Origin of the sequence: Streptomyces sp. NPDC102467, assembly GCF_044765445.1 — a bacterium.
GTDB lineage: Bacteria > Actinomycetota > Actinomycetes > Streptomycetales > Streptomycetaceae > Streptomyces.
This window is the reverse complement of record NZ_JBIWKA010000005.1, coordinates 473,485-497,312: the sequence shown is the minus strand read 5'-3', so window position 1 is coordinate 497,312 and position 23,828 is coordinate 473,485. Positions and strand designations below refer to the sequence as shown.

The window sequence follows — 23,828 nt, the reverse complement described above, 5'->3', positions numbered from 1 at the left end:
CGTCCGCCGGATGACCGACACCCTGTTCATCGAGCGGGATCTGGGCAGCCCCAGCTCGACCCGCTTCTGGGGGCTGCTCTTCCTGGCGGCGGTCATCGCGAGCGCAGGGGTGGTGGGCGACTCGACGGCGACCGTCATCGGAGCCATGATCGTCGCGCCGCTGATGACCCCGATCCTGGGCAGCGCGCTGGCCCTCGTCCTCGCTGACCGCTCGCAGGTGGTGCGGTGCGCACTGCTGGTGCTCGGAGGCGCGCTCGCCGTCGTCGCGGTGGGTATGCTGCTCGGCTGGATCGCCGCCCCGCCGGACGACTTCGCCTCCAACAGCCAGGTGTCCTCCCGCATCAGCCCGCGCCTGATCGACCTCCTCGCCGCGCTGGCGACCGGGACGGTCGGCGCGTTCGCCCTCGTCCGCGCCGACATCTCGGACACGCTGCCGGGTGTCGCGATCGCCATCTCGCTGGTGCCGCCGCTCGCGGTCACCGGGCTGCTCCTCACGGTCGGCCGCTACCACGACGCCGGCGAGTCGGCGCTGCTGTTCGCGACCAACGTGGCGGCCATCGTGGCAACCGGGACCGTCGTCTTCCTCGTCTACGGAATCCGGGGCGCGGCCCAGGAATCCGGCTTCCTGGTGGGGCAGTTCCACGGCCGGACGCTGGTGGCGGTCGCCGTGGTCGTGCTGTTGATCGCGGTGCCGCTGACCACCGGGACGATCACCGTCGCCCAGGACCGTTCGCTCGCGGCCGACGCCCGGCCGGTCGCCGAGCGGTGGGCCGCCGCAGGCAAGTGGCAGATCGCCTCGGTCGACGCCCGCAACGGTGTCGTGGTCATCGGCGTGCTCGGCCTGCCGCCCCAGCCCGCGCCCACCGCACTGCGCGCCGCGCTCGACCGGAACGGCATGCGCGACGCGGACCTCGAACTGCATCTCGTGGGCGGGCGTACGCACTGGTGCCCGGCGGACACCGACACCTGCACCGTGCGGGAGGCCGCCCGCAGCTGAAGGACGGCGAGCCGCCGAGCCCGTGCCCCTCGCCCGCGGCGCGCACACAGCGCCGCCGTGGACGAGGCCGTCGCCGGGCTGCGCTACGGCACGCTCGGCGTCAACTGCTGGTCCGCGTTCGGCTTCCTGCTCGGCTACACGCCCTGGGGCGCCCACCCCGGCCACACCCGCCAGGACATCGGCAGCGGCATCGGGTTCGTGCACAACGCGTTCATGCTGGAGGACGTCGAGAAGACGGTGCTGCGGGCGCCGTTCGCGCCCGCGCCCCGCGGCCTGTTCACCGGCTCGCCCTCACTGTCGCCACGCCCGCCGTACTACGTCACCAACCGCACGGGCACCACGACGATGCGGCGCCTGACGGCCTACGCCACGGACCCGAAGGCGACCCGGCTGCCGGGCATCCTCGCGTCGGCGCTGCGCGGCTGAACCGGCGGCCGGGCGCTGCCAGGAGTCAACGGGTCAGGAATCGAGGTGTCAGGAATCGAGGTGCCAGAAGGTGAGATGCCAGAAGTCGACGTGTCAGGAGTTGAGAACTCGCGCCTTCTCGGTGGCGAACTCCTCGTCCGTCAGCAGCCCTTGGGCCTTGAGCTCGGCGAGCGCGGTGAGCTGGGAGACGCGGTCCGTGGCCGCGGCGGGCGGCGGTGCCGGCTGCGCCGCGGCCTGGGCCGCCCCTTGGTCCATCCACTCCTGCTGCTGGGACTGCGCGCTCATCTGCCGCTGCGCGTCGCGCTCGCTCTGCCGCCGGTTCACCCGGCCGGAGACCGCGGTGGCAGTGCCGGAGATCACCGCTGTACGAGCCATGGCGCCGAGCAGTCCCGGCCGTCCGAATCGCTGAGGCATACCGTCTTGTCCCTTCGTCGCAGATGTCGCGGATTACGGGCGGTCCGGGTCGCCGGCGCCCTGCGGAGCCGGTGTCCGGGCGGAGTCGGAGTCGAGCGCGGCGATGGCCTCGGCAATGGTGTCCCGCGGAATGCGCTCCATGAGCAGCAGTTCGCCGTCGGACGCGCGGATCGCCGTCGCCAACCGGGCCGCCCAGGTGTTCTCCCAGGCCACGACCAGCGCCGACGACTCGGGTGGGAGGTGGTCCGCGACGGCCCGCAGATCCTCGTCGCTGAGCAGATCGAACTGCGCGTCGGTGACCTGCTGGAATGCCTCCGCCACTTCTTGGTCGGCCAGCTCGACGACATCGACGGAGCCGTCGGCCGTCTTCCTGACGAAGCTCAGATCGAGGATGCGAACGGTGCCGCTCTGCTGCAGTTCCCGCAGGGCGGGCGCGACATCGCCGTTGAAGCGGTTGCCTTCGAAGGCGACCACGGCGACGTCCACCGGTCCGACACGGTCGGCACTCAGGTCACTGACCACGGGCACGGCCACCTCTCACTGAAGAACACATGAAGAACATGTAGGACATTACGCAGCATAAGGGGTGCCGGGCGCGGGCTGCGCGACTACGGGCCACGTGCACTTCCCCCACCGCGGTCGGGCATCCACCGCGCGCAGGGCGGAGTGAGCGCGAGCCGGCCCCGGCCGAGTGGGACTCGACCGGGGCCGGCTCGTGCGCGGCTGGGGTCAGCCGGCGCGCCTGCGGGAGCTCCTGCGGGCCATGATCCCGCCCACCAGGGCCAGTGTGGCGATCAGGAGCCCGAACACCGTCCAGCCCCACGAGCCGGTGTCGGCCAGGTGTTCCTTGTGGTGCTCGTGGCCGCCGGGGGTGTCGGGCGTCTCGTCGAAGGTGTTGGTGACGTCGACCGACGCCGTGTCGTCGACGACGACCTCGCCGTCCTTGCCGCCGTCGGACGCCTTGTACGTGACGGTGTCACCCGTCGGCGCGTCCTTCTCGGTGACGGTGCACTCGGCGCCCTGCGGAACGCTGATCGTGCGGCTCTCGCCGTCGCTCAGCTCGAAGGACCGGTCCCCCGGCGCGAGCGGCACGTCACCCTGATCCGTGGTGCAGTCGAGGGTGAACTCGTAGGGACCGGCGCCGCCGTTGACGACGTGCTTGGTGACGGTGAGCTGTCCGGCCGGGAAGGTGTTGGTGACGGTGATGGCCGCGTCGTCGTCCGCCGTGATGACCGCCGGATTGTCGGCGGAGCCGTGGTCGACGACCGCCTCGGCGGCGCCGCCGGTATCGACCTCCTCGGCCCAGCAGCGGGTGTTCACCGGCAGCGGCTTGATCGTGACGGGTTCATCGGCACCCACCTCGTAGGTCTTGTGCAGGACGAGGTCACTTGCGGCGCCGGAGGCGTTCGGCAGTGCGCAGGAGACGGTGACCTCGAAAGTGCGGCCGTCCGCGTACCGGGCGGCGTCGCCTTCGACGTCCTTGATCAGTTGCAGGGCGCCGAACTCGAAGGTGTTGGTGACCCGGGCCGTCTGCACGGACGTCCTGCCGATGCCCGGCTTGATGGTGACCTCCACCGGATCGGAGGCGGGGTGGTCGGAGCTGCCGCCGCGGGCCGAGGTCTCCCACACCTCGCACTCGGCGCCGGCCGGGATGCCCTCGATCGTGACCGGCTTGTCGACGGAGACCCGGTAGTCCTTGTCGACGACGGTGCGCTTGCGGCCGCCCTGCGGATCGATGGTGCAGGTGACGTGGAACGAGAACGGGACCTTCTTCAGCGGCCCGTCCAGCTGGTCGGGGTGCTCGCCCAGGCGCTTGACCAGCTTCAGGTCACCGTAGGCGAGGGCGACACCGACCTGAATGGGCTCGTTGGCCTGCAGGACGCGCGGGGAGCCCGCGCGGTCGGTGGTCTCGTTGTGGGCGTAGGAGTTCCAGGCGATGGTCGGGTCACCGTTCTTGGTGACATCCAGCGGGGTGTCCATCGCGTAGGTGATGTCCACGGTGTCGCCTGGCGCGAGCCCGGGGGCGAAGGCGAGCTTCATCTCGGCGCCCTTGGCCCGCGCGCTGTAGTTGTCGTCCCAGGTGCCGGAGGAGCACTGGGCCGCGGTGGAGCCGGCGCCGCCCATGTCCAGGTCGTCGGTGCAGAGCGGCTCGTTGTTCTCGTACTCCACGCTCATGGTCCCGGGACCGTCGAGCTGCGGCCGGGAGGCGAGGGTGGGCCGCTTGTCCCAGGCGGTGCCCCGGCTCTGGTCGAGGATGACGCCCTTGTCGCCCTGGACGGGGAACCGGTCGACGATGCGCATCGCGGTGCCGGACTCGGTGCCGGCGTTCTGGATGCGCATCAGGTAGTGGTACTGGTCGCCCGGGTTGACCAGGGCGATGCACGGGTTGGCGGTGTAGCGGCGGCCGTCGGCGTCGGTGGCCGTCAGGCACGAGTCGTCGCCGACGGGGACGACCTTGCGGGTGCGGGTGTTGTACCAGCCGAGGTCGTCGTTGCCGGAGACCCACTTGCGGGCCTGGAAGGCGGCGCCGGACTTCGCCGTGAGGGTGGCGTCGGCGACGCAGTACAGGCCGTCACCGAAGTCGCCGTCCCGCTGTGAGGTGCCGTCGCAGGCCAGGTCGGGGTCGGAGGAGGTGGCGCCCATGGTGTTGGTGACCACGTCCCCGGCGTTGATCCCGGCCTCCAGCTTGACGTGGATCTCGATGGTGAACGTCGCTCCCGGCGCGAACTGCCACGCCTTGCCGCCCGCGTCCTTCGAGAAGTCCCAGCTGAGCCGGGAGACACGGCCGCCGCTGGTGGTCTCCTTGAACACCGGGGTCGGCACGGCCGGGGTGCCGCTCGGCACCTTGGCACCAGTGATCTTGTACGGCTGTCCGTTGTCGCCCTGGAAGGTGTCGACGAAGGCGATGCCCTCCGGCAGGTCGTCCTTGACCACCAGATTGGGGACGTTGGCCGTGCCGGTGTTGGTGACCTTCAGGTAGAAGGGGGCGTCCTCGCCCGGCGCGAGCACGGTGTTCGGCGTCTTGCTGACGTCCAGCACCGGGTCGCCCTTGACCAGGTTGAGCGTGGCCGTGACCGGGTCGATGGCCTTGGGCTTGTCGTCGTCCTCGACCTTGGTGAGGAACTGGCCGCTGACCGTGTCCTCCAGGTGGCTGGGGACCGGCCCTCCGGTGCTGCGCAGCGCGGGGCGCGGGCTGACGTCGAGGACCAGGACGCCCGCGCAGCTGTTGCCGGTGCACGGGGTGATCGTGTAGCCGTCGTTGGAGGTGCTGGTGGAGGTGTAGGTGGCACGGATGCCGGTGACGTCCGCGGCGCTCACGCCCGAGGGCAGGGCGGCGGAGGAGGCCGGTTTGCCGTTGACCCACTTTCCGTCGACGTAGGCGTCGATCTGTACGCGGTCGGCGCCCTTCGGCATCTGGTTGGACTTGATGGACACCAGGTCGACGGCGTCGAAGAAGTCCTTGTCCTGGTCGGTCATCCGCAGGTACTTCGCCGACATGTTGCCGGTGTTCAGCACGGTCAGGGTGGCGTCCGCGTGCTGGCGCGGCAACCCCGGTACGTACTGCGGGAGTTCACCGGGGCTGATCGACTTGTTCAGGGAAGCCGAGTCGTCGGCGGGCCCGGTCGTCATGTCCGGCGAGCACACGTTGTCGCCCGGCTCGTAGTCGCCGCCCGCGGAGATGGAGTAGCAGTTGGAGAACGTCTCGCCGTTCTCGACGCCCCGGCGGCGCTCGGTGACGATGTTGACGGTGAAGCTGGACTGCGGCGGCAGGTTGCCGTCGTAGGAGGCGCGGACGCCGGTGGCGCGGTGCCGGACCGTGGTACTGGCGTCGTCGTAGGCGACCCAGGCCCCGCTGCCGCCGCCGGCTTTCGGGTCCCACAGTTCGATGGTGACCGGGGCGCTGGAGGGGGAGACCGTCACGGAGTCGATCCGCAGGATGTCGAAGGGGCTCTCCCCGGTCGGCTTCCCGTCAGGTCCCGCGGGCGGGTCGGTGATCACCGGGTCGACCAGCGGCTTGTTGCCGTTGTTGGTGACCTTGAGATGCATGGGGATCGGCTGGCCCGCGGGGACGTCGGTCTGGTCGACGGTCTTGGTGCCGGAACCGGAGGTGTTCGGCGACTCGACCGGCAGGTTCTGGCAGGCGGTGCCCGAGGCGGTACCGCTGCCGTCGGTGCGGCCGGCGTCGCCCTTGAACCCGGCACAGTTGTCGACGCCCGGGCTGGAGCCGGAGGACAGGTCGTCCTCGGTGACGGCGTCGGTCAGGGTGCCGTGCAGGTCGAGCCCGGCGTCGGCGCCCGCCTTGATGGTGGGATCCCCGTCCGCGCCGACGCCGGTGTAGGTCACCTCGACCTTGGTGACGGTGGTGCCGGCCTTGGCGACGTCGACGGTCGTGTTCTCGGTGTACGTCTTCGTGGTGCTGGTGCCGTCGGCGTAGGTGACCGTCAGCTTCGCCGTGGTGGCTCCGTCGGGGAAGCGCAGCCGCACCTTGTCGACGTCGAGCTTGTCGAACTCACTGGTCGCCGTCGCGTCCGGTTCGGTGATCGTGATCGACTTCACCGGGAACGGCGAGTTGTTCTTGACGTCGACCACCGTGCTCACCGGTGAGTTCTCGCCGATCACGGCGTGCTCCCCGGTCTCCTGGCTGAAGTCACCGTCGGTGTCGGGGAAGAATTTCTTGGTGCCGTTCATCACCAGGGTGTCGGGGAGGATGTCGTACGTGTCGCAGGCCTGGGCCCCATCGACGTCGCCCTCGGTGGCCTCCTTCACCGCCGGTGTCGCGCAGTTGTTGACGGTGATCTTGTCGGTGGGCTTGAGGTCGGAGCCGTCGGAGCGCTGGGTGTCGCGCAGCTTCAGGCCGACCTTGACGGTGCCGCCCGTCGCGTCGTACGGCAAGGGGTCGCCGTCGCTGTTGGTGAAGACGACCTCGAAACCGACGACGTCCCCGGCGTCGACACCGCGCGGCAGCGGCAGTTCGCCCGGCGCGGTGATGGTGGCGCCGGTGTGCTGGGTGCCGTCCGCCGTGGTGACCACCAGATGAGCCTCGTCGGCCCCCTTGGGGAAGGCCGTCACGGTGGCGGAGGTGAAGTCGAAGTACTCGAAGGTGTCCTCGCCGGAGTCGGACACGCTCAGCTCGGTGACCTCGGCCGAGGTCGAGGAGTTGTTGCGCACGTTCAGGGTGATAGTGGACGCCTCGCCGGTGCCCGCGATCGCCGAGCCGTCCTCCCACGACTTCGTCGCCACCGGCTTGACCACGCGCGGGATGGTGACGGTGATGTCCGTGTCGGAGGTCTTCGGATCGGCGTTGTCGGCGGAGACCTCGGCCTCGTTGTTGATCACGGTGCCGTCGGCGAGCTGGGTGTCGGCCGGCACACGCATGCCGATCTCCACGGTGCCCGCCTGCCCCGCGCGCAGACCGGTCTTGCCCTCGGGGTTCTGCAGGGGCTGCTTGTAGACGATCGTCAGCTTGCGCGTCGCCTCGTCGTAGGTGACGTCCCGGGTGGTGGTCGACTGCGGCAGGCTGGTGACGTCCAGGCCCGCGGGGAGCGTGTCGGTGACGGTGAAGTCGACGCAGTCCACGGTCAGCCCGGAGCACTGCCCGTCGAGCGTGTAGATGAACTCGTCGCCCGGCTCAAGCGGCCCGCCCGCGTCATTGGTCTTCGTGATCCCGACCGCACTCTGCGGGTCATCCGCGACCGGTGCCATCGGGACCGCGGCGGCCTGCGAGCCGAACAGCAGACTCAGCACCATGGCGATGCCCAGGGGCAATCGCGCCAGGGTCTGCGGATGTCTGGGCATGTAACGGGGCCTCCACCTATGTCGCCGGATCTTGAGCGACCGTAGGGTGCGAACCCGGTCGAAAAAGGGCGGCCACGCCATAGAAGTGATGAGCCGTCAATTAGTTGAGCCGTCCGGACCAAGGGCGGCGTACGGCCCGGCCGGTTCGCTCGGCGTTCAGCCGCACAACTGCTGGGCACGAGCCTCGGCTTCCAGCGGTCGGCTCCCTCGCGCCGCCAGTAATCCCTCAGTAACGGCGGCTTTCTAGCGTGCGAACTCCCCGTTCCGTTCCCGGAGGAGCACCCCGATGCACCTGCCCCGACCGCCCCGGCGCAGAACCGCCGTATGGGCGGCGGCCGCGTTCACCGCGACCGCACTGGCCGCCGGCGTGATGCCGGCCGTCGCCGCCGACACCCCGTCCGCCCCGGCCACCGCGAAGATCGGCTCGTCGCTGAGCAGCGCGGTGGCCAAGGGCGGCGACGCGACGTTCTTCGTCGTCCTCAAGGACCAGGCCGACCTGTCCGGCGCCAAGAGGCAGAACTCGCACGCCGCGAAGGCCAAGGCCGCCTTCAAGGAACTGCGCAGCCACGCCGAGAAGAGCCAGGCCTCCCTGACGTCGTTCCTGGACCGCAAGAAGGTCGGCCACCAGGACTACTGGATCGCCAACGCCGTCGAGGTGACGGGCGGTCAGGATCTCGTCGCGCAGCTCGCGGAGCGCTCGGACGTCGCAGAGATCGTCAAGGAGCAGAAGTACAAGCTCGACGACCTGGAGTCCTCGACCAAGAACGTCGAGAAGACGAAAACCTCCGTCACGGCGGCGGCCACGGATGACGACGCCACCCCGGAGTGGGGTGTCAAGGACATCGAGGCCGACAAGGTCTGGGACGAGTACGACGCGCGCGGTGACGGCATCGTCGTCGCCAACGTCGACTCCGGGGTGCAGTACGACCACCCGGACCTGGTCGCCAACTACCGCGGCAACAACGGCGACGGTTCCTTCACGCACGACTACAACTTCTACGACCCGACCGGTGAGTGCCCGACCGCCGCCCCCTGCGACAACAACGGCCACGGCACCCACACCATGGGCACGATGGCCGGCAAGGGCGGCGTCGGTGTCGCCCCGGACGCGACCTGGATCGCCGCCAAGGGCTGCGAGTCGGAGAGCTGCTCGGACACCTCACTGCTCGCGGCGGGCCAGTGGATCCTCGCGCCGACCGACCACAACGGGCTCAACCCGCGCCCGGACCTCGCCCCCAACATCGTCAACAACTCCTGGGGCGGCGGCGACACGACGTTCTACCAGGACATCGTCGAGGCGTGGAACGCGGCCGGCATCTTCGAGGCGTTCGCCTCCGGCAACGACGGCGACGGGCAGACCTGCTCCACCGGCCACGCGCCGGGCTCGCAGGCCCCGTCCTACGGTGTCGGCGCCTATGACTCCGCCGGGTCCATCGCGTCCTTCTCCGGCTTCGGCCCGTCGCTGGTCGACGGCTCGGCGAAGCCGAACATCTCGGCGCCGGGCGTCGACGTCCGTTCCACCTGGCCGGGCAGCACGTTCAACACGATCTCCGGTACGTCGATGGCGACGCCGCACGTCGCGGGCGCCGTCGCGCTGTTGTGGTCGGCGGCTCCCTCGCTGATCGGTGACATCGATGCCACGCGCCGGCTGCTGAACGAGGGCGCGCGCGACATGGACGACACGCACTGCGGCGGCAGTGCCGGCTTCAACAACGTCTGGGGCGAGGGCAAGCTCGACATCTACGCCTCCGTCCAGAAGGCCCCGCAGAACGCCTCCGCCGTCACCGGCACGGTCACCGACCGGGCCACCGGCAAGGCGCTGTCCGGCATCGCCGTCAAGGCCACCGACACGGCGGGCTCCGTTCGTACCGTGAAGACCAAGGCGGACGGCGCCTACCGGCTGACGCTGCCCGAGGGCACGTACTCCTTCGCGCTGCGCGGCTACGGCTACGCGGACAAGACCGTCAGTGGCGTCGAGGTCACCAAGGACCAGGACGTCACCCGGGACTTCACGCTCGACGCCGTCGACGAGCACGCCGTCACCGGCACCGTCCTCGACGTCCAGGGCCGCCCGCTCGGCAAGGCCACGGTCCAGGTCGAGGACTCCCCGGTGGCACCGGTCACGACGGCCACCGACGGCACGTTCACGCTGCCGAAGGTCGCCGCCGGCAGCTACACCCTGTCCGTCACGCCGACCGCCCCGGTCCTGTGCAACGGCGTGTACCGCGACGCGCTCACCGTTGACGGCGACGAGACGGCGAAGATCAAGCTGCCCGCCCTCGCCGACACGTACGGCAACACCTGCACGCCGGTCACGTACTCCTGGATCAAGGGCACCACCAAGGTGGCGCTCACCGGTGACGAGGACGCCAAGTCCCTCGCGCTGCCGTTCCCCGTCTCGCTGTACGGCGTCTCCTACACCAGCGCCTCTGTCACCACCGACGGGCTGATCAACTTCCTGTCGCCGCGCGTCGGCGACTACGAGAACACCGCGCTGCCGGCCGCTGCCCGGCCCAACGGCACCGTCGCCGCTCTCTGGGACGACCTGGTCCTCGACAACAAGTCCAGCGTCCAGACAGCCACCACCGGCGCCAAGGGCAACCGCAAGTTCGCGATCGTCTGGAACCAGGCCGCCTATGCGAACGGTTCCGGTGACCGCGCCACCTTCGAGGCCGTCTTCGACGAGGCCACCGGCTCGGTGACCCTCCAGTACAAGACCGTCGGCGACCGCGGTGCGAGCGCCACGGTCGGCATCGAGAACCAGACCGGCACCGACGGCCTCCAGTACGCCTACGACCAGGCGGTCGTCACCGCCGGTTCGGCCGTTCACTTCGCCCAGGAAGACAAGTGATGACAGCCCATGACTCGCGGCGCGCCCTGCGGCTCGCCTCCCTCCTGGTCGCGGCCGGTCTCGCGCTGACGGCCGCCCCGCACGCCCTGGCCGCCGACTCCGGCAGCGACGCCATGCACCTCACGAGCAAGCAGGCCGACACACTCGCCAAGCGGCTCCAGTCGGACGGCCCGGTCGACGACAAGGCGGCCGACGACGCGCAGAGCAAGACCGGCGCCGCGTCCGGCACCGGCGCCTCCACCGACAGCAACTCCCTGTCCATGACCGCCACGTCGAAGATCGAGGGCGTGCGCGGCTACGGAGCCACCGTCCCCGTCGGCAACAAGAAGGGTGACTACTTCACCCTGCACACGCTCGGCCACATCGCGCGGACCACCGCCGACGGCACCGAGCAGTGGAGCCGCGACAGTGCCTCGCTGTACGCGGACTGGAAGGTCAAGCACCTGCGCGTGTGGGAGACCGAGTTCTACCCGCCGCGCCTGCTGATGGGCTACAACGCGGTCTCCCCGTTCACGCCCACCTCCGGGCAGGGTTACGACACCGGCGACCTGACGGGGGACGGCGTGCCCGACGTGGTCTTCTCGGCGAGCGTCGGCATGAGCCCGCCCTCCGGGGTGGTGGTCCCCGGCACGACGATGACGTCCGGCACCTTCGTGACGATCCTCGACGGCGCGACCGGCAGGACGATGTGGTCGAAGTTCTACGCCTTCGCGGGCATGGTCAAGATCGTCGACGGTGCGCTGCTCGTCGCCGACGCGCCGCGGCAGAACGACGACGCCCCGGCCACCGCCACCGCGAAGATCACCGGCACCCGTTTCTCCTACGCCGGCGGCGCCCTCGGCGAGGCCAGCTCGTGGACGTACGACACCGGTGAGGTGCAGCCCGCGACCTGGGGCGCGGTCCAGGACCTCGGCGGTGGCAGAGCGGCCGTCTCCTGGAACCTGCGCAAGACCGACATCACCACCGCGCGCGGCCGCACCCTCGTGCTCGACACGAACGACGGCTCCGTGCAGTGGCAGACGGACAGTGCGCTGTACGGGCGTCAGCTGGGCCTGGACTCCGGGCGCGGCCGGCTCGTCGCCGTGGAGCAGGCCGACCTCTCCGACGAGGTCCGCTACCAGGTCGCCGCGTACGACCTGAAGACGGGCCGCCGCACCACGCTGACCGACCGCGTCAATGTGCTGCCCACCGCGTTCACGGTCGGCGACCTCAGCGAATCTGCGGCCGACGAGTACGCGGTCAGCGAGTCCTCGCTCACGGACAGCCTGTTCGTCAACGCGAGCACCGTCCGGGTCCTGGACGGCGACGACCCCGACACGGCGCTGTGGCAGCACACCACAAAACGCGCTGCGGACAACGGCCATGACGGCCCCAGCACCTGGCGCCTCACCGTCGTCGGCAGCAAGCTCGTGGCCGCCGGCCAGGACGACACCAAGTTCGGCACAGCGATCAACGCGGCCGGCCGGTACGGATCGCTGACGGTGTTCAACGCCAAGGGCAAGGTCGCCTGGCAGACCAAGGGCGCCACCGCGTCACCCACGTTCCAGGACATCTTCAAGGACAAGGCCGGCCGGCACATCCGGACCGTCGACAGTGACCAGAACGTCCGCACCTACGACCTGGCCGGCGGCGCACAGCAGCAACTGACGCCGCTCCAGGCCGACATGGCGTACGGCAAGGCCCTCGATGTCGACGGCGACAAGAAGGCCGACCTCATCGAGGGCGGCCAGTCGAACGGCGTGTGGGCCTACTCGGGCACCTCGCTGCTCGACGGCAAGCCGAAGCAGTTGTGGCGGGCCGCGCTCCCGGGCGCGGTGCACCGCATCGAGGTCGCCGACGTGACCGGGGACAAGACGCCGGAGATCGTGGTCGCCGCGGACAGCGCGGTCGTCGTCCTGGACTCCCGCACCGGCGCCACGCTGCGCACCATCGACGGCGGCGGCCACTACGTCCGCTCCGTCGCCCTGTCCGACCTCGACGGTGACGGCAAGAAGGACATCCTCGTCCCGACGAACAAGCTGACCGCCTACAAGGGCAGCGGCAAGCAGTTGTGGTCGTACGCGGCCCCGGCCGACGCAGGGGACGTCTACTTCTCCGACGTGTCGGTCAACGACGGCCATGTGTACGTGCAGTACGCCAGTGACCAGGCCTTCACCCTCGACAACCCGACGCTCAAGGCCGTCCAGCTGGACGCCGGGACGGGCGCCCTGGGCTGGGCCTCCGCTCCGAAGGCGCCGGCCGGGGCTCAGGACGGCCGGGTCCGTGGAGGCCTGTTCGACAACGCCGTGTACTCCTCCCCCGCCATCCCCTACGCCGACGGACACGGCGTCGCCTACACGTGGGTCGTGTGGGCGCCGGCCGGCGCGACCGCCTCCGACGGCTTCAGCCCGTTCAACGTCACCGAGATCCGTGACGGCCGTACCGGCGAGATCCTGCACACCGCGATCGGCGGCGGCCTGTGGACGCACAGCAACTACCTCAACGGTGACGGCGTCCTGCTCGAGGCCGGGACCGCGGCGATCCGCACCTACGGCCCCGACGGCAAGGACAACCGTGTCGTCCTCATCCCGCCGACCGGAACGGCCACCTGGTTCACCGCCCCGGGTGGCAGGAGGGTGGTCCTCACCGGCACCGCCGGCGGCCCCTACCTGTGGGACCCGGCCGTCCTGAGCGGCGGGCAGGACTACCCCGACTACCTCGGCAAGAGCCCGACCATCAGCGGCTCCCGCAACTTCGTCACCGGCGACTTCGACGGTGACGGCGACGACGAGGTCGTCGCCCTCAACTTCGACGACCGCGGCGTGAACCAGACGGCGGAGCAGACCGGCGGCGGCTACTACGTCCCGAACAACAACATCCACGGCGTGACCGCGCTCAAGGTGTCCTGACCCCCGCCGCCCGACCACGAGCATCCGGACCCCCTGGGCCTCGCCCAGGGGGTCTCAGCCTGCTCGGTTACGCTGGCGCCCTCATGAACGCGCAGCAGACGGACAGCACGATTCCGGCCACTCCCCTGCTGCGCCTGCACCTTTTCGGCGGTTTCGCGGCTACGCGTGACAGCGGGCCCGCGCCCGCCGGGCGCTGGACCCGACCCAGCGCCCAGACGCTGGTCAAGCTGCTCGCCGTCGTCCCCGACCATCAGCTCCATCGCGAGCAGGTGCGGGACATCTGCTGGCCGGACGCCGACCAGCAGTCCGCGACCGGCAGTCTGCGGGTCGCCCTGCACGCCGCGCGCCGCGCCCTGCAACCCGAACTCGCCCCGCGCGCCGCCTCGTCGTACCTGATATCCGACGGCGCCCTGCTGCGCCTCGATCCGGCCACCGTACGCATCGACGCCGACGAGGCCGAGGCGACCGCCCGGACCGCCCTCACCACCCAGGACCCCCACACCCTCGCCGCCGCCCTCGTCCTGTTCACCGGAGAGCTGCTGCCCGAGGACCGGTACGCGAGCTGGGCGCAGTCCCGGCGGGAGCAACTCGTCGCCCTGCGCGAGGAAGTGCTGCTCGCGCTCGCCGCCGCGCACATGGCGCAGGGGTCTCCCGCCGAGGCGATCACCGTCGCCGAGCAGGTGCTTCTCGCCAGTCCCGCCGAGGAAGCCGCCCACCGCATCGTCATCGAGGCCCTCCTGCGTCAGGGGCTGCGGCGTCGGGCCGTGCACCAGTACCACGTGTGCCGATCCGCCCTCGACGCCGAACTCGGGGTGCGACCGGGCCCGGAGACCGAACGGCTGCACCGGGCGGCTCTGGACACCGCGCCCGCGGCGGCGCCGTCCGCGCCCGTGCTGCCCGCACCGCTGCGCGCCGAGGCGGCGCCGGTGCACGGCCGCGACGAGATCCTCGCCCGGCTGCTCGGCGCGGGCGGCCCGCCCATCACCCTGCTCACCGGCGAGGCGGGCATCGGCAAGACCCGGCTGGCCGGCGAGGTGGCGCGGCGGGCCGCCGGGGCCGGGGCCGCTGTGCTGTGGGGCGGCGGGCACGACGCGGAGGGGCACACGCCGTACGGGGCGTTCGCCGAGGCCCTCGACGGCTGGCTCGTCGACCGGAACGCCGGGGAGCGGGCCCGGGTCGGCGCCGAGTACCCCGAACTGGCCGCGTTCCTGCCGTCGCTCGGCCGGGTACACACCGGTGAACGGCGCGGCCCCGAGGAAGAACGCGACCGGCTGTTCCGGGCCGCGTCGGGCGTACTCGGCGAACTCGCCGCGAGCCGCCCGGTGTTGGTGGTCCTGGACGATCTGCACGCCGCCGACGAGGGCTCGTACCAGCTGCTCAGCCATCTCGCCCGGCGGGCCGCCGCCACGGGCAGCGCCTTGCGTTTTCTGGTGACGTACCGCGCCGAGGAAGTACCCGAGGGCGACGCCCGGCGTCTCGCTCTGGCCCACCTGACCCGCCAACACCTGATCACTCAGGAGGAGTTGGGCCGTCTCGACCGAGAGGCGTGCCTTGCCGTGGTCCGCGACGCCGCGCCGCGGACCCGCTCCGACGACCGGCTCGGACAGGTGTGGGAACTCTCCCTCGGCAACCCGCTGTTCGCCCTCGAACTCGCCCGGGGCACCGGCGGCGACGAAGCACCCGACGGCGTACGGCAGTTGGTGGCCGGGCGGCTCGGCCGGCTCGGCCGTGAGACCCGCCGGGTCGTGGAGGCGCTGTCCGTCGCGGGCGGCGAGGCGGCGCTGAGCGAGCTGCTCGACGTCGCCGCGCAGGGGCTGCGGCCCGCTGTCGACGCCGCGGGCGCCGCCGACGCCATCGAGGACGCCATCGGCGCCGCGCTCATCGAGGAACGCAAGGTGGTCGTCGCCGGACGGGCCGAGGCCGGCCTCGCCTTCCGCCATCCGCTGGTCCGCCTCACCTGCTACGAGCAGTTGAGCGACGTACGGCGGCAGCAGCTGCACGCCGCGTTCGCCCAGACCGTGCTGCGCCGCCGCCCGGACGCCGTGGACACGCTCGCCTCGCACTTCACCCGGGCCGACGATCCGCGCGCCGCCGCGTATCTGCGCCGGGCCGCGGAGCGCGCCGCCGCCGTGTACGCCAACGACACCGCCGACCGCTACTACCGCGACCTGGTCGCCCGGCTCGACGTGGACGCCGCCCGCGCCCGGCTCGCGCACGCCCAAGTGCTGCGCCGGATGGGTCACTTCGGTGCTGCTGCCGACGTACTGCGGCGCGCGCTCGCCGAATTCGTACGGCGCGACGACCACGACGACACCGTGCTCGCGGCGGCCCGGCTCGCGGAGACCCTCGTCAAGGCCGAGGACGCGCAGGCCGCCCACCGCGTACTGGCCGCGCACCCGCCCACCGAGGACACCGCGCCCGAACCGACGGCGACCCACCACCTCACGCGGGCGATCGTGCTGGGCGTTCAGGGACGGTACGCGGACGGCTACGCGGCCGCCCGGCACGCTCTCGCCCCCACCTTGCGGGTGCCGGGCTTGACCGGCCAGGGGCTCCTGGCACGCTGCTACTCCGGACAGGCCACCAACCTGGCGCTCGCCGGCCGCTTCAACGAGGCCCGCGAGGCCGCCGATCTGGCACTCGCTCCCGCCCGCGCATACGGGGACTCCGCGCTGCTCGGCTCCGTGCTGTCCGTACTACGGGAGAACGCGCGGCGCAGCGGGCGGCTGCGGGAGGCGGTTGCCACCGGACAGCGGGCGCTGGTCCTCGCCGAGGAATCCGGGGACCCGACGGCGGCCGCGTTCGAGCGGGCGAATCTGGCCGAACTGCGGCTGCTGCTCGAGGAGTTCGATGCCGCCCGCGAATTGGCCGAGGCAGCGGTGGCGGGCGCCGACACGAACGACGCGTGGTCGCTGCCGTATGCGCTGGCCGCGCTGGCGCGGGTGCTGATGCGGGCCGGGGAGCCCGAGCGGGCGGCCGGCCCGCTGGATCGTGCGGAGCAATCGGTCGGCATGGCACGTGACCAGCAGGCCCGCTTCGAGGTACGCACGGCACGGGCCGAACTGGCCCTGCGCCAGGAGCGTCCCGAACGCGTCCGCGAGCTGCTGCGCGAGGACGAGGCACCCGTCCTGATGGCGTGGGCCCACGTGCTCGCCGGTCGACGGGAGGCGGCACAGCTGATCGCCGCCGGGGAGATGGAGCGGGCCCGCGGCAGCGGTGAGCGCCTTGCCGAAGTGGATGCCGGGGTGGTGCATGCGGTGGCCCTGGGTGGCAACGCCGGGGCCCGGGCCCTGGAGGTCGCGGAGGCGCTGGCCCGGAGCCTGCCCTACCCGGCGGGGATGGGGCGGATCGCCGAGGCCCGGAGGGCTTCGGCGCGGGGGTGACCCCGCGCCGGGCCTTGGCCCCTGGCCACGAAGCGCACGGGGACGGCGGCACGGGGATCCGAGCACGTCTCTGCCTGCGTCACCGAGCGACGACCCCGCAGGGATACGGATATTTTTCATACACTGATGACGTTATGCCTGAATTCGTAGAATTTAATCGGAATGACGCTGCTGCCCCGGCCGGCTCTCCGCCGGTCAGCGCGCGCTTGCTCCTGGTCGACCGCGATTCCGCCCGACTGCGGCGGCACACTCCTCGCCGCCTGCGCCGTCGCAGCCTTCGTCGCCGAGCTCCGCCACGCAGACATGACGTGGCAGAAAACCGTCAAAACCGGAAAGGTCGACACGGATGAGCCCGCACGGTGAACCGCGCCCACAGCCACCGGTGACAAGCGAAAGCCCCACAGAAGCCACCCTGCGCCATCCCGAACTCGCCCGCCGCGCCGCCCAGTACACCGAATCCGACAGCCGACAGATCCGACGCCTGCTCTGGAAGGAAGCCACCGTCGTGGCACTGGTGGTGCTGCTTCTCGTCGCACGAGCACTCTGGTTCGCCTGACCGAGCCGACCCGGATCTGGCGGGCCTGCAACCAGACGCGATCGTCTCGTCGATCTCGTAGAGGTTGTCGACGCCCTGGAGCAGGGGGCCGTGCGCTCCAGGCCCATGCCGGAACTCCATGGAGCGGTCCTCGTCGACCGCCGGGCTCAGCACGCGGCCCGGACCGCAGGGGCGGAGAGCGGGGTGAGGGAGGCGTACTCCAGGGGTGCGGACGGGTCGATGGACACATCGAGCGGGGCCGGTTCGGCGCCGGATCGTACGAGCAGGTCCCCCACGGCGGCGATCATGGCGCCGTTGTCCGTGCACAGCGTCATCGGCGGCACCCGGAGTTCGATCCCGGCTGCGGCGCAGCGCTGTTCCGCCAGGGCGCGTACACGGGAGTTGGCCGCCACTCCGCCGACCACGATCAGCGTGCGCACGCCGTGGTCGCGGCACGCGCGGAGGGCTTTGCGGGTGAGGACGTCGGCGACGGCTTCCTGCAGTGCGGCGGCCCCGTCGGCGACCGAGGGTTCCTCGCCGCGCAGGCGGTGCTGTTCCACCCACCGGGCCGCCGCCGTCTTGAGGCCGGAGAAGGAGAAGGCGTACGGGTCGTCGCTGCCCTTGGTCAGCGGACGGGGGAAGGCGACCGCGTCCGGGTTGCCGGCTCTCGCGGCACGGTCGATGGCGGGGCCGCCCGGGTAGGGCAGGCCGAGGATGCGGGCGACCTTGTCGAAGCACTCGCCCGCCGCGTCGTCGAGGGTGTCACCCAGGTGCAGGATCGGCTCGCGCACCAGATCCCGGACGAGGAGCAGCGACGTGTGACCACCCGAGACGATCAGGACGACGCACGGTTCGGGCAGCGGGCCGTGCTCCAGGGTGTCGGCGGCGACGTGCCCGGCCAGATGGTGCACCCCGTAGAGCGGGACGCCCGCCGCGTAGGCGAGAGATTTCGCTCCGGCCAGGCCGACCTGCAGCGCGCCCGACAGACCCGGACCGGTAGTGACGGCGACCGCGTCGATCTGCCCGAGCCGCAGCCCGGCCTCGGCCAGAGCCTGTCGCACGACCGGCGTGAACGCCTGGAGGTGCGCGCGGGACGCGATCTCGGGGACCACGCCGCCGAAGCGGGCGTGCTCGTCCATGCTCGACGCCACCACGTGGGCCAGCAGCTTTCCGTCCTGCACGATGCCCGCGCCGGTCTCGTCGCACGACGACTCGATCCCCAGCACCACCGGTGCGCTCACCACGACCTCCTTCTGCACATTCTGCTTAGTTGCAATATATGTGCAGTAAGAAAGGGCGGATCGCCCGGTCTGCCCAGCGAGTCGGTTCGCGCAGTCGCCGACAGAGGGGAGGGTGTACCCCCCGCCGCCTCACCCCGTGCTGAGCGATGCAGTGAGTTCCTGACGATGAAAACGAGCCGCCGCGGCCAACAGGTCCTCGTTCGCCTCTCGTTCCCCGATGGTGATCCGGACGCCGTCCCGGCCGTAGGGCCGCACGGTCACCCCGGCGTCGCCGCAGTGCTCGGCGAACGCGGCGGTCTCCCGACCGAGGCGGAGCCAGACGAAGTCGGCCTGGCTCTCGGGCACGGTCCAGCCCTGCTCAAGAAGTGCGTCACGGACGCGCACGCCCAGGACGGTGGAGCAGTCGGAGCCGTTCGGCGACTTCAGCGTCACGTAGCTGCCGTTGGACGCCGCACCGCCGAGGTGGCCCGAGGCGGAGTTGATGAACTTCCAGCCCGGCTGGGTGAATTGGGTGACCCGCGCGGTCGCCCAGGTGCTCTCACCGATCGAGTACGCCGCGATCACCCCGAACCTGCCCTACGCCGCAGGATCGACCGGATCACCGCGGGGGCGCCGGAGTCCATGTCGTTCGAGCCGCCCTCGCCGGCCCACAGCGGCTTGCCGCTGTCGCGGGTGGACACCGACTACGGACGGTCGGGTCAGCCGCGCGACAGTGTGGTGTCGTGTTGAATTTGCCGTCAAGCTCCATGCCAAAAGAAACAAGTGCCAACGAAAAAACAAGCCTTGTCGCACGGTGAGTCCAACGGGTGCGTCAGGCCCGGTTCGGCACGCGATCCCAACTTCGGTGCGGCGGACGCGACGTGACCCGTTCGGCACCGTGCCGGTTTCAGCCTGTGGCGGCGTTGAGGAGGTCGAGCACGCTCTGCTGGCAGCCGTAGTCGGTGGCGCCGCCGCCCCCGCTCCAGTGCGGGCCGTACTGGTCGAGCGCGTTGCGGTCCTTGTCGTAGGCGCTGTTCGCCCAGCGGGTGAGGGCCGGGGCGTAGGGGTGGTCGGAGAGTTGGCGGTTGAGCGTGCCGAGTCCGCGGACGTAGGCGCCCTTGAAGCTCGGGCCGTCCCCCGTGCAGCTGTCGCCCTCGCCCGGTTCGCGCAGGACGCCGTTCGTCTGGAGCCGGACGGTGGAGGCATCGGCCAGTTGCCGTGCCGTGGTCAGGAGAGCGGCGTCGCCGGTGGCTCTGTGGAGTTCGGTCAACGCCCCCAGGATGACGCCCTGGTTGTACGTCCAGGTGGGCTGGCCGTTGTTGGCGCAGGAGTCATTGAGACCGTCGTTGATCATGTGGCCACCGTTGATCATGCCGCTGTTCCGGAACCAGTTCCATTCGCTCTTCGCCTGGTTCAGGTACACGGTGTCGCCGGGGATGCGGTTGTGCAGGGCCGAAGTGAGACGGAGGAACAGCTCGTTGGTGATGGCGTTCTTGTAATTGCCATTCGTGTTCCAACGGACCCCGCCACCACAGGTGTTGTTCCAGTTGGCGTTCATGTGGTCCGCGTCGGCCCGCGCGGTGGCGAGATACCGGCTGTCGCCGGTCGCGTCGTAGGCGGCGATCCAGGCAAGCCCCCACCACCCGGTGTCGTCGAGGTACTCGTTCCGGAACTGCCCTCCCTGCGCGTTGACGTTCTTGTCGTATGTCTCGGCGATGGCGTAGGTGTAGCTGCCCATGCCGCTGATACGGCTGTTGTCGATGATCGCGGTCAGTGCGTTGGCACTGGTCCACCAGCCGTTTCCGCCGAAAAGCTTGCTGGTCCGGTCGAACGACATCATCAGCGCGGTGGCTGCCGCGGTGCTCCGACTGCCCGCGTTCCAGGTGGTCCGCGCCCACGCTGTACACGCGATGGCTCCGCCGGCCGGCTGGCCGCAGGCCCGAAGGGCTCCGACTCCCCGGGCGTTCCAGTCGTCGACGTTGTACATCTGTGTGCGCCAGCCCCGCCCTCCGGCCGGTACGGCGGTGTCGCCGAGGCGGCTGCCCGAGGCCCAGGTCCGTCCGCCGTCCATGGACCGGTCCAGCCACACGCGATCGCCGGGTCCGCCGTTGTCGATGGACGCCCAGCCCATCGCGTCGGTGTCGTCGAAGTGCAGCGCGACCGACCGCGCGGAGACCGTGGTGCTGACGGGAACGCGGTCCTGGGGGCTCAGCGAGGGGTCCCGGGCGTCGCAGTACTTGTTGCACAGGGACGTCGGCGCCGCGGCGGCGGGTGGTGACGACACCCCGCCGATCAGCAGTGCGGACAACGTTGTCAGAGCGGCCGACACGGCGACCGATGTGGATCTCAATGGGTTCATGGAAGAGGCTCCCGACACGTCTTGGCATGGTGGGGACGCGGTGTGTGCGAGTACAGGAGAGCGCTTCCGAAGCTAGCTATGCGACATGCCCACGTCAATGCATACGGCACCGCACAGGTCCAGGGCGGAACACCAGGAACCGGCGCCGCATGCGGCGCAGGGCTCTTGACATGTACGCACCCTGAAGGTCTGATGTGGTTGTTTTTCGTTCAGGCTTGTTGAATTGTGCGCCAAATACCCTCTAGGAGCCGCACATGCCTCTCGGACAGCACAGTTTCAGAGAACGTTTCGCGGCTTCGGCCGCCTCGCTCGCGCTTGCTGTCGGTGGCCTGGCAGGTGCGGCCGCGTTGACGTCGGGGGCCGCGATCGGGGTGCAGATCGCCGCCGCGCCGGAGGCCGCCGCGCTGGAGAACGGCCTGGCTCGGACCCCCCAGATGGGCTTCAACAACTGGAACACCACGGGCTGCGGTTCGCAGTTCAACGAGGCGATGGTCAAGGGCATCGCCGACATCTTCGTGTCCAAGGGCCTCAAGGCCGCCGGTTACACCTACGTCAACCTCGACGACTGCTGGGCGCTGCCCTCGCGGGACGCCTCCGGCAACCTGGTCGCCGACCCGGCGCGCTTCCCGAACGGCATCAAGGCCGTCGCGGACTACGTGCATTCCAAGGGCCTGAAGTTCGGCCTGTACTCCAGCGCGGGCACCAAGACCTGCGCGGCCAACGGCTTCCCCGGCGGCCTCGGGCACGAGAAGCAGGACGCCACCCTGTGGGCCTCCTGGGGCGTGGACTACCTCAAGTACGACAACTGCAACAACACGGGAGCCGACGCGCAGACCCGGTACAAGACGATGGGGGACGCGCTCAAAGCCACCGGCCGCCCGATCCTCTACAGCATCTGCGAGTGGGGCTCCAACCAGCCCTGGAACTGGGCGCCGCCCATCGGCAACTCCTGGCGCACCACCGGCGACATCAGCGACAACTGGTCGAGCATGATCGGCAAAGCGCACCAGAACCAGCCGCTGGCGCAGTACGCCAAACCTGGCGCATGGAACGACCCGGACATGCTGGAAGTCGGCAATGGCGGCATGACCGACACCGAGTACCGCACCCACTTCAGCCTCTGGGCGCAGATGGCCTCTCCCCTGCTCATCGGCAGTGACATCCGCACCGCGAGCCCGGCGACGCTGACCATCCTGAGGAACACCGACGTCATAGCCGTCGACCAGGATTCCCTGGGCAAACAGGGCACCGTCGTCTCCTCCTCCGGCGGACTGGTCGTGATGTCCAAGCAGTTGTCCAACGGCGACCGCTCGGTCACCCTCACCAACGAGGGCAGCGGCACGGCCACCGTCAGCACCACGGCCACCGCGGCCGGACTGCCGGCCGCGTCCTCGTACCGGCTGACCAACCTGTGGTCCAAGGAAGTGTCGTCGACGAACGGCACGATCAGCGCATCGGTGCCCGCCCATGGCACGGTGATGTACCGGGTCTCGGCCGGTACCGGCAGCAGTACGGGTACGACGCATTCCCTGATCAGTGCCTCCTCCCAGCGCTGCCTGGACGCCGAAGGCGGTGGGACGGAACCCGGTACCAAGATCGAGATCTGGGACTGCCACAGCGGCGCAAACCAGGCCGCGACGCTCACAGCCGCCGGTGAACTGCGCCTGCACAACGGCTCGCAGTGCATCGACGCCGACGACAATCAGACGACTCCGGGCACCGCGGTCCAGCTGTGGACCTGTAACGGCGGAGCCAACCAGCAGTGGCGACTCAACCCGAACGGAACCATCACGGGCACCCAGTCGGGACTGTGCCTTGATGTGACGGGCGGCGACAAACCCGCAGGGAACGTCAACGGCACCGCGCTGGAGTTGTGGACCTGCAACGGGGGCGCCAACCAGCAGTGGAACCTGGGCTGACCGGTGTTCCGCCCCGACCGGAAGCGTTCCGGCCCGCACGCGACGGCATGCGGGCCGGATCGGCGCAGCCCCAGATGCCCAGGCCGGCGCCCAGCATGTTCTGTCGCCGTTGTCGACCGATGGAGCCGGTGGCCCGGAGGCCACGCCGACCTGCGCCCGTGCCCGATCCGGTGGGATGTCGCCGGGCGCGACGTGATCTTCGGCAGGCCGGTGCGGGAGCGCAGCCCCGGTCGGCGCGGCACGCGTGCACACACGCGACGGGGCGTCAGCCGACGTCGAGAGCGCGTCGTCCCCGTCCGCTGCGTCCGAGGGCGAACCGGAGCGGGAGCTGTGCCAGCCAGCACCACATCGCCGCCGCGGGCGAGGCGAACGCGATCGGGATGGTGATCGCGAAGACCAGGACGGTCGAGCCCAGGTCCGCGACGATCCCGCCTGCGACGTGCGGAGCGTCCGGGCGGGCCAGGTTCGGGCGGCGGTGGATGGCGAGCAGCAGAGCCAGCTGGAGCAGGTCGATCACGATGATGGTGGCCGCGTAGACGACGACGGCGAGCGGCTGCGAGGCGTACTCCGACAGCATGGTGGTCGGGAAGGGCAGCAACGCGATCACCCCGAGCCCGGCGAGGGCCAGACGGACGGTCACCGCGTCCGTTCGTTGCGCCTGCTGCAGGATCCTGCGGTGGTCACGCCACAGATTGGCCAGGATCGCAAAGCTCAGCGCGTAGGCGCCGACCTTGGGCAGCAGGTCGTGCAGCATGTGCCGGAATGCGTCCGCGTCCAGCCCGCTGGTGACATGGATGTCGAGGACGAGCAGCGTCATGGCGATGGCGAAGATGCCGTCCGACAGCGCGGTCAGCCGATCCAAGTCCTTCGCGTCCACTGAAGAGTCGTTCACAGCGAGCAGAGTAGTCGCGGCGTCTGCACCTGCCTGGGTGAGCTGCTGGTCAGCGGGCAGGGGTCTCCGGCATCGGCACCTCCGCCCTTTCCTCTCGGACGCCTTTCAGAATGCGCCGCGTCATAGGGTGCAGTACTCGCGGAGCCGG

General features: G+C 70.5%; 13 protein-coding genes and 1 pseudogene. 7 read left to right on the top strand and 7 right to left on the bottom strand.

The features are described from left to right. Nucleotides 1-10 precede the first annotated feature (10 nt). Both ACIREE_RS13275 and ACIREE_RS13270 read left to right on the top strand, forming a co-directional pair. Nucleotides 11-997 (top strand): DUF389 domain-containing protein, encoded by a 987-nt coding sequence (locus tag ACIREE_RS13275; RefSeq protein WP_404150447.1) that lies wholly within the window; start codon nt 11-13, stop codon nt 995-997. Nucleotides 998-1,054: 57 nt separating this feature from the next. Further along, nucleotides 1,055-1,423 carry a hypothetical protein gene (locus tag ACIREE_RS13270; RefSeq protein ID WP_404150446.1) on the top strand — a complete coding sequence of 123 codons (369 nt, stop codon included), beginning with the start codon at nt 1,055-1,057 and terminating at the stop codon, nt 1,421-1,423. A gap of 93 nt (nt 1,424-1,516) precedes the next feature. On the opposite strand, the gene ACIREE_RS13265 is transcribed toward ACIREE_RS13270, so the two are convergent. From ACIREE_RS13265 to ACIREE_RS13255, 3 genes are all read right to left on the bottom strand, one after another. Further along, nucleotides 1,517-1,837, bottom strand: coding sequence for an SHOCT domain-containing protein (locus ACIREE_RS13265; protein WP_404150444.1), 321 nt, complete (start codon nt 1,835-1,837; stop codon nt 1,517-1,519). Between the two features lie 33 nt (nt 1,838-1,870). Then, on the bottom strand, nt 1,871-2,359 hold the full coding sequence (locus ACIREE_RS13260) for a DUF6325 family protein (RefSeq protein ID WP_404150442.1): 489 nt from the start codon (nt 2,357-2,359) through the stop codon (nt 1,871-1,873). Between the two features lie 207 nt (nt 2,360-2,566). After that, nucleotides 2,567-7,633 (bottom strand): DUF5979 domain-containing protein, encoded by a 5,067-nt coding sequence (locus ACIREE_RS13255; protein ID WP_404150440.1) that lies wholly within the window; start codon nt 7,631-7,633, stop codon nt 2,567-2,569. A 286-nt stretch (nt 7,634-7,919) separates the two neighbouring features. On the opposite strand from ACIREE_RS13255, the gene ACIREE_RS13250 reads away from it, so the two are divergent. The 4 genes from ACIREE_RS13250 to ACIREE_RS13235 all read left to right on the top strand — a co-directional run bounded on the left by ACIREE_RS13250 (nt 7,920) and on the right by ACIREE_RS13235 (nt 17,311). Further along, nucleotides 7,920-10,484, top strand: coding sequence for a S8 family serine peptidase (locus tag ACIREE_RS13250; protein ID WP_404150438.1), 2,565 nt, complete (start codon nt 7,920-7,922; stop codon nt 10,482-10,484). Further along, nucleotides 10,484-13,372: an FG-GAP-like repeat-containing protein gene (locus tag ACIREE_RS13245; protein ID WP_404150436.1), complete on the top strand. Its 2,889-nt coding sequence runs from the start codon at nt 10,484-10,486 to the stop codon at nt 13,370-13,372. Before ACIREE_RS13250 ends, ACIREE_RS13245 begins: the two co-directional genes overlap by 1 nt. Nucleotides 13,373-13,455: 83 nt before the next feature. Continuing rightward, on the top strand, nt 13,456-16,755 hold the full coding sequence (locus ACIREE_RS13240) for an ATP-binding protein (protein ID WP_404150434.1): 3,300 nt from the start codon (nt 13,456-13,458) through the stop codon (nt 16,753-16,755). Between the two features lie 382 nt (nt 16,756-17,137). Then, nucleotides 17,138-17,311: a hypothetical protein gene (locus ACIREE_RS13235; RefSeq protein WP_404150432.1), complete on the top strand. Its 174-nt coding sequence runs from the start codon at nt 17,138-17,140 to the stop codon at nt 17,309-17,311. 146 nt (nt 17,312-17,457) lie between these two features. Here the strand turns inward: ACIREE_RS13235 and tsaD are convergent, their stop codons facing one another. The 3 genes and pseudogenes from tsaD to ACIREE_RS13220 form a co-directional block, all read right to left on the bottom strand. Next, a complete protein-coding gene (gene tsaD, locus ACIREE_RS13230; RefSeq protein ID WP_404150509.1) occupies nt 17,458-18,519 on the bottom strand; it encodes a tRNA (adenosine(37)-N6)-threonylcarbamoyltransferase complex transferase subunit TsaD in 1,062 nt (353 codons plus the stop codon). A gap of 141 nt (nt 18,520-18,660) precedes the next feature. Then, nucleotides 18,661-18,912: pseudogene (locus ACIREE_RS13225) on the bottom strand (aminotransferase); the annotation flags it as partial. 505 nt (nt 18,913-19,417) lie between these two features. Further along, entirely contained in the window at nt 19,418-20,869 is a 1,452-nt protein-coding gene (locus ACIREE_RS13220; RefSeq protein WP_404150430.1) for a glycoside hydrolase family 76 protein, read from the bottom strand. 254 nt (nt 20,870-21,123) lie between these two features. Between ACIREE_RS13220 and ACIREE_RS13215 the strand changes: the two genes are divergently transcribed. Beyond that, nucleotides 21,124-22,788 (top strand): glycoside hydrolase family 27 protein, encoded by a 1,665-nt coding sequence (locus tag ACIREE_RS13215; protein ID WP_404150428.1) that lies wholly within the window; start codon nt 21,124-21,126, stop codon nt 22,786-22,788. Nucleotides 22,789-23,053: 265 nt separating this feature from the next. On the opposite strand, the gene ACIREE_RS13210 is transcribed toward ACIREE_RS13215, so the two are convergent. Continuing rightward, a complete protein-coding gene (locus ACIREE_RS13210; protein WP_404150427.1) occupies nt 23,054-23,680 on the bottom strand; it encodes a TMEM175 family protein in 627 nt (208 codons plus the stop codon). Nucleotides 23,681-23,828 lie beyond the last annotated feature (148 nt).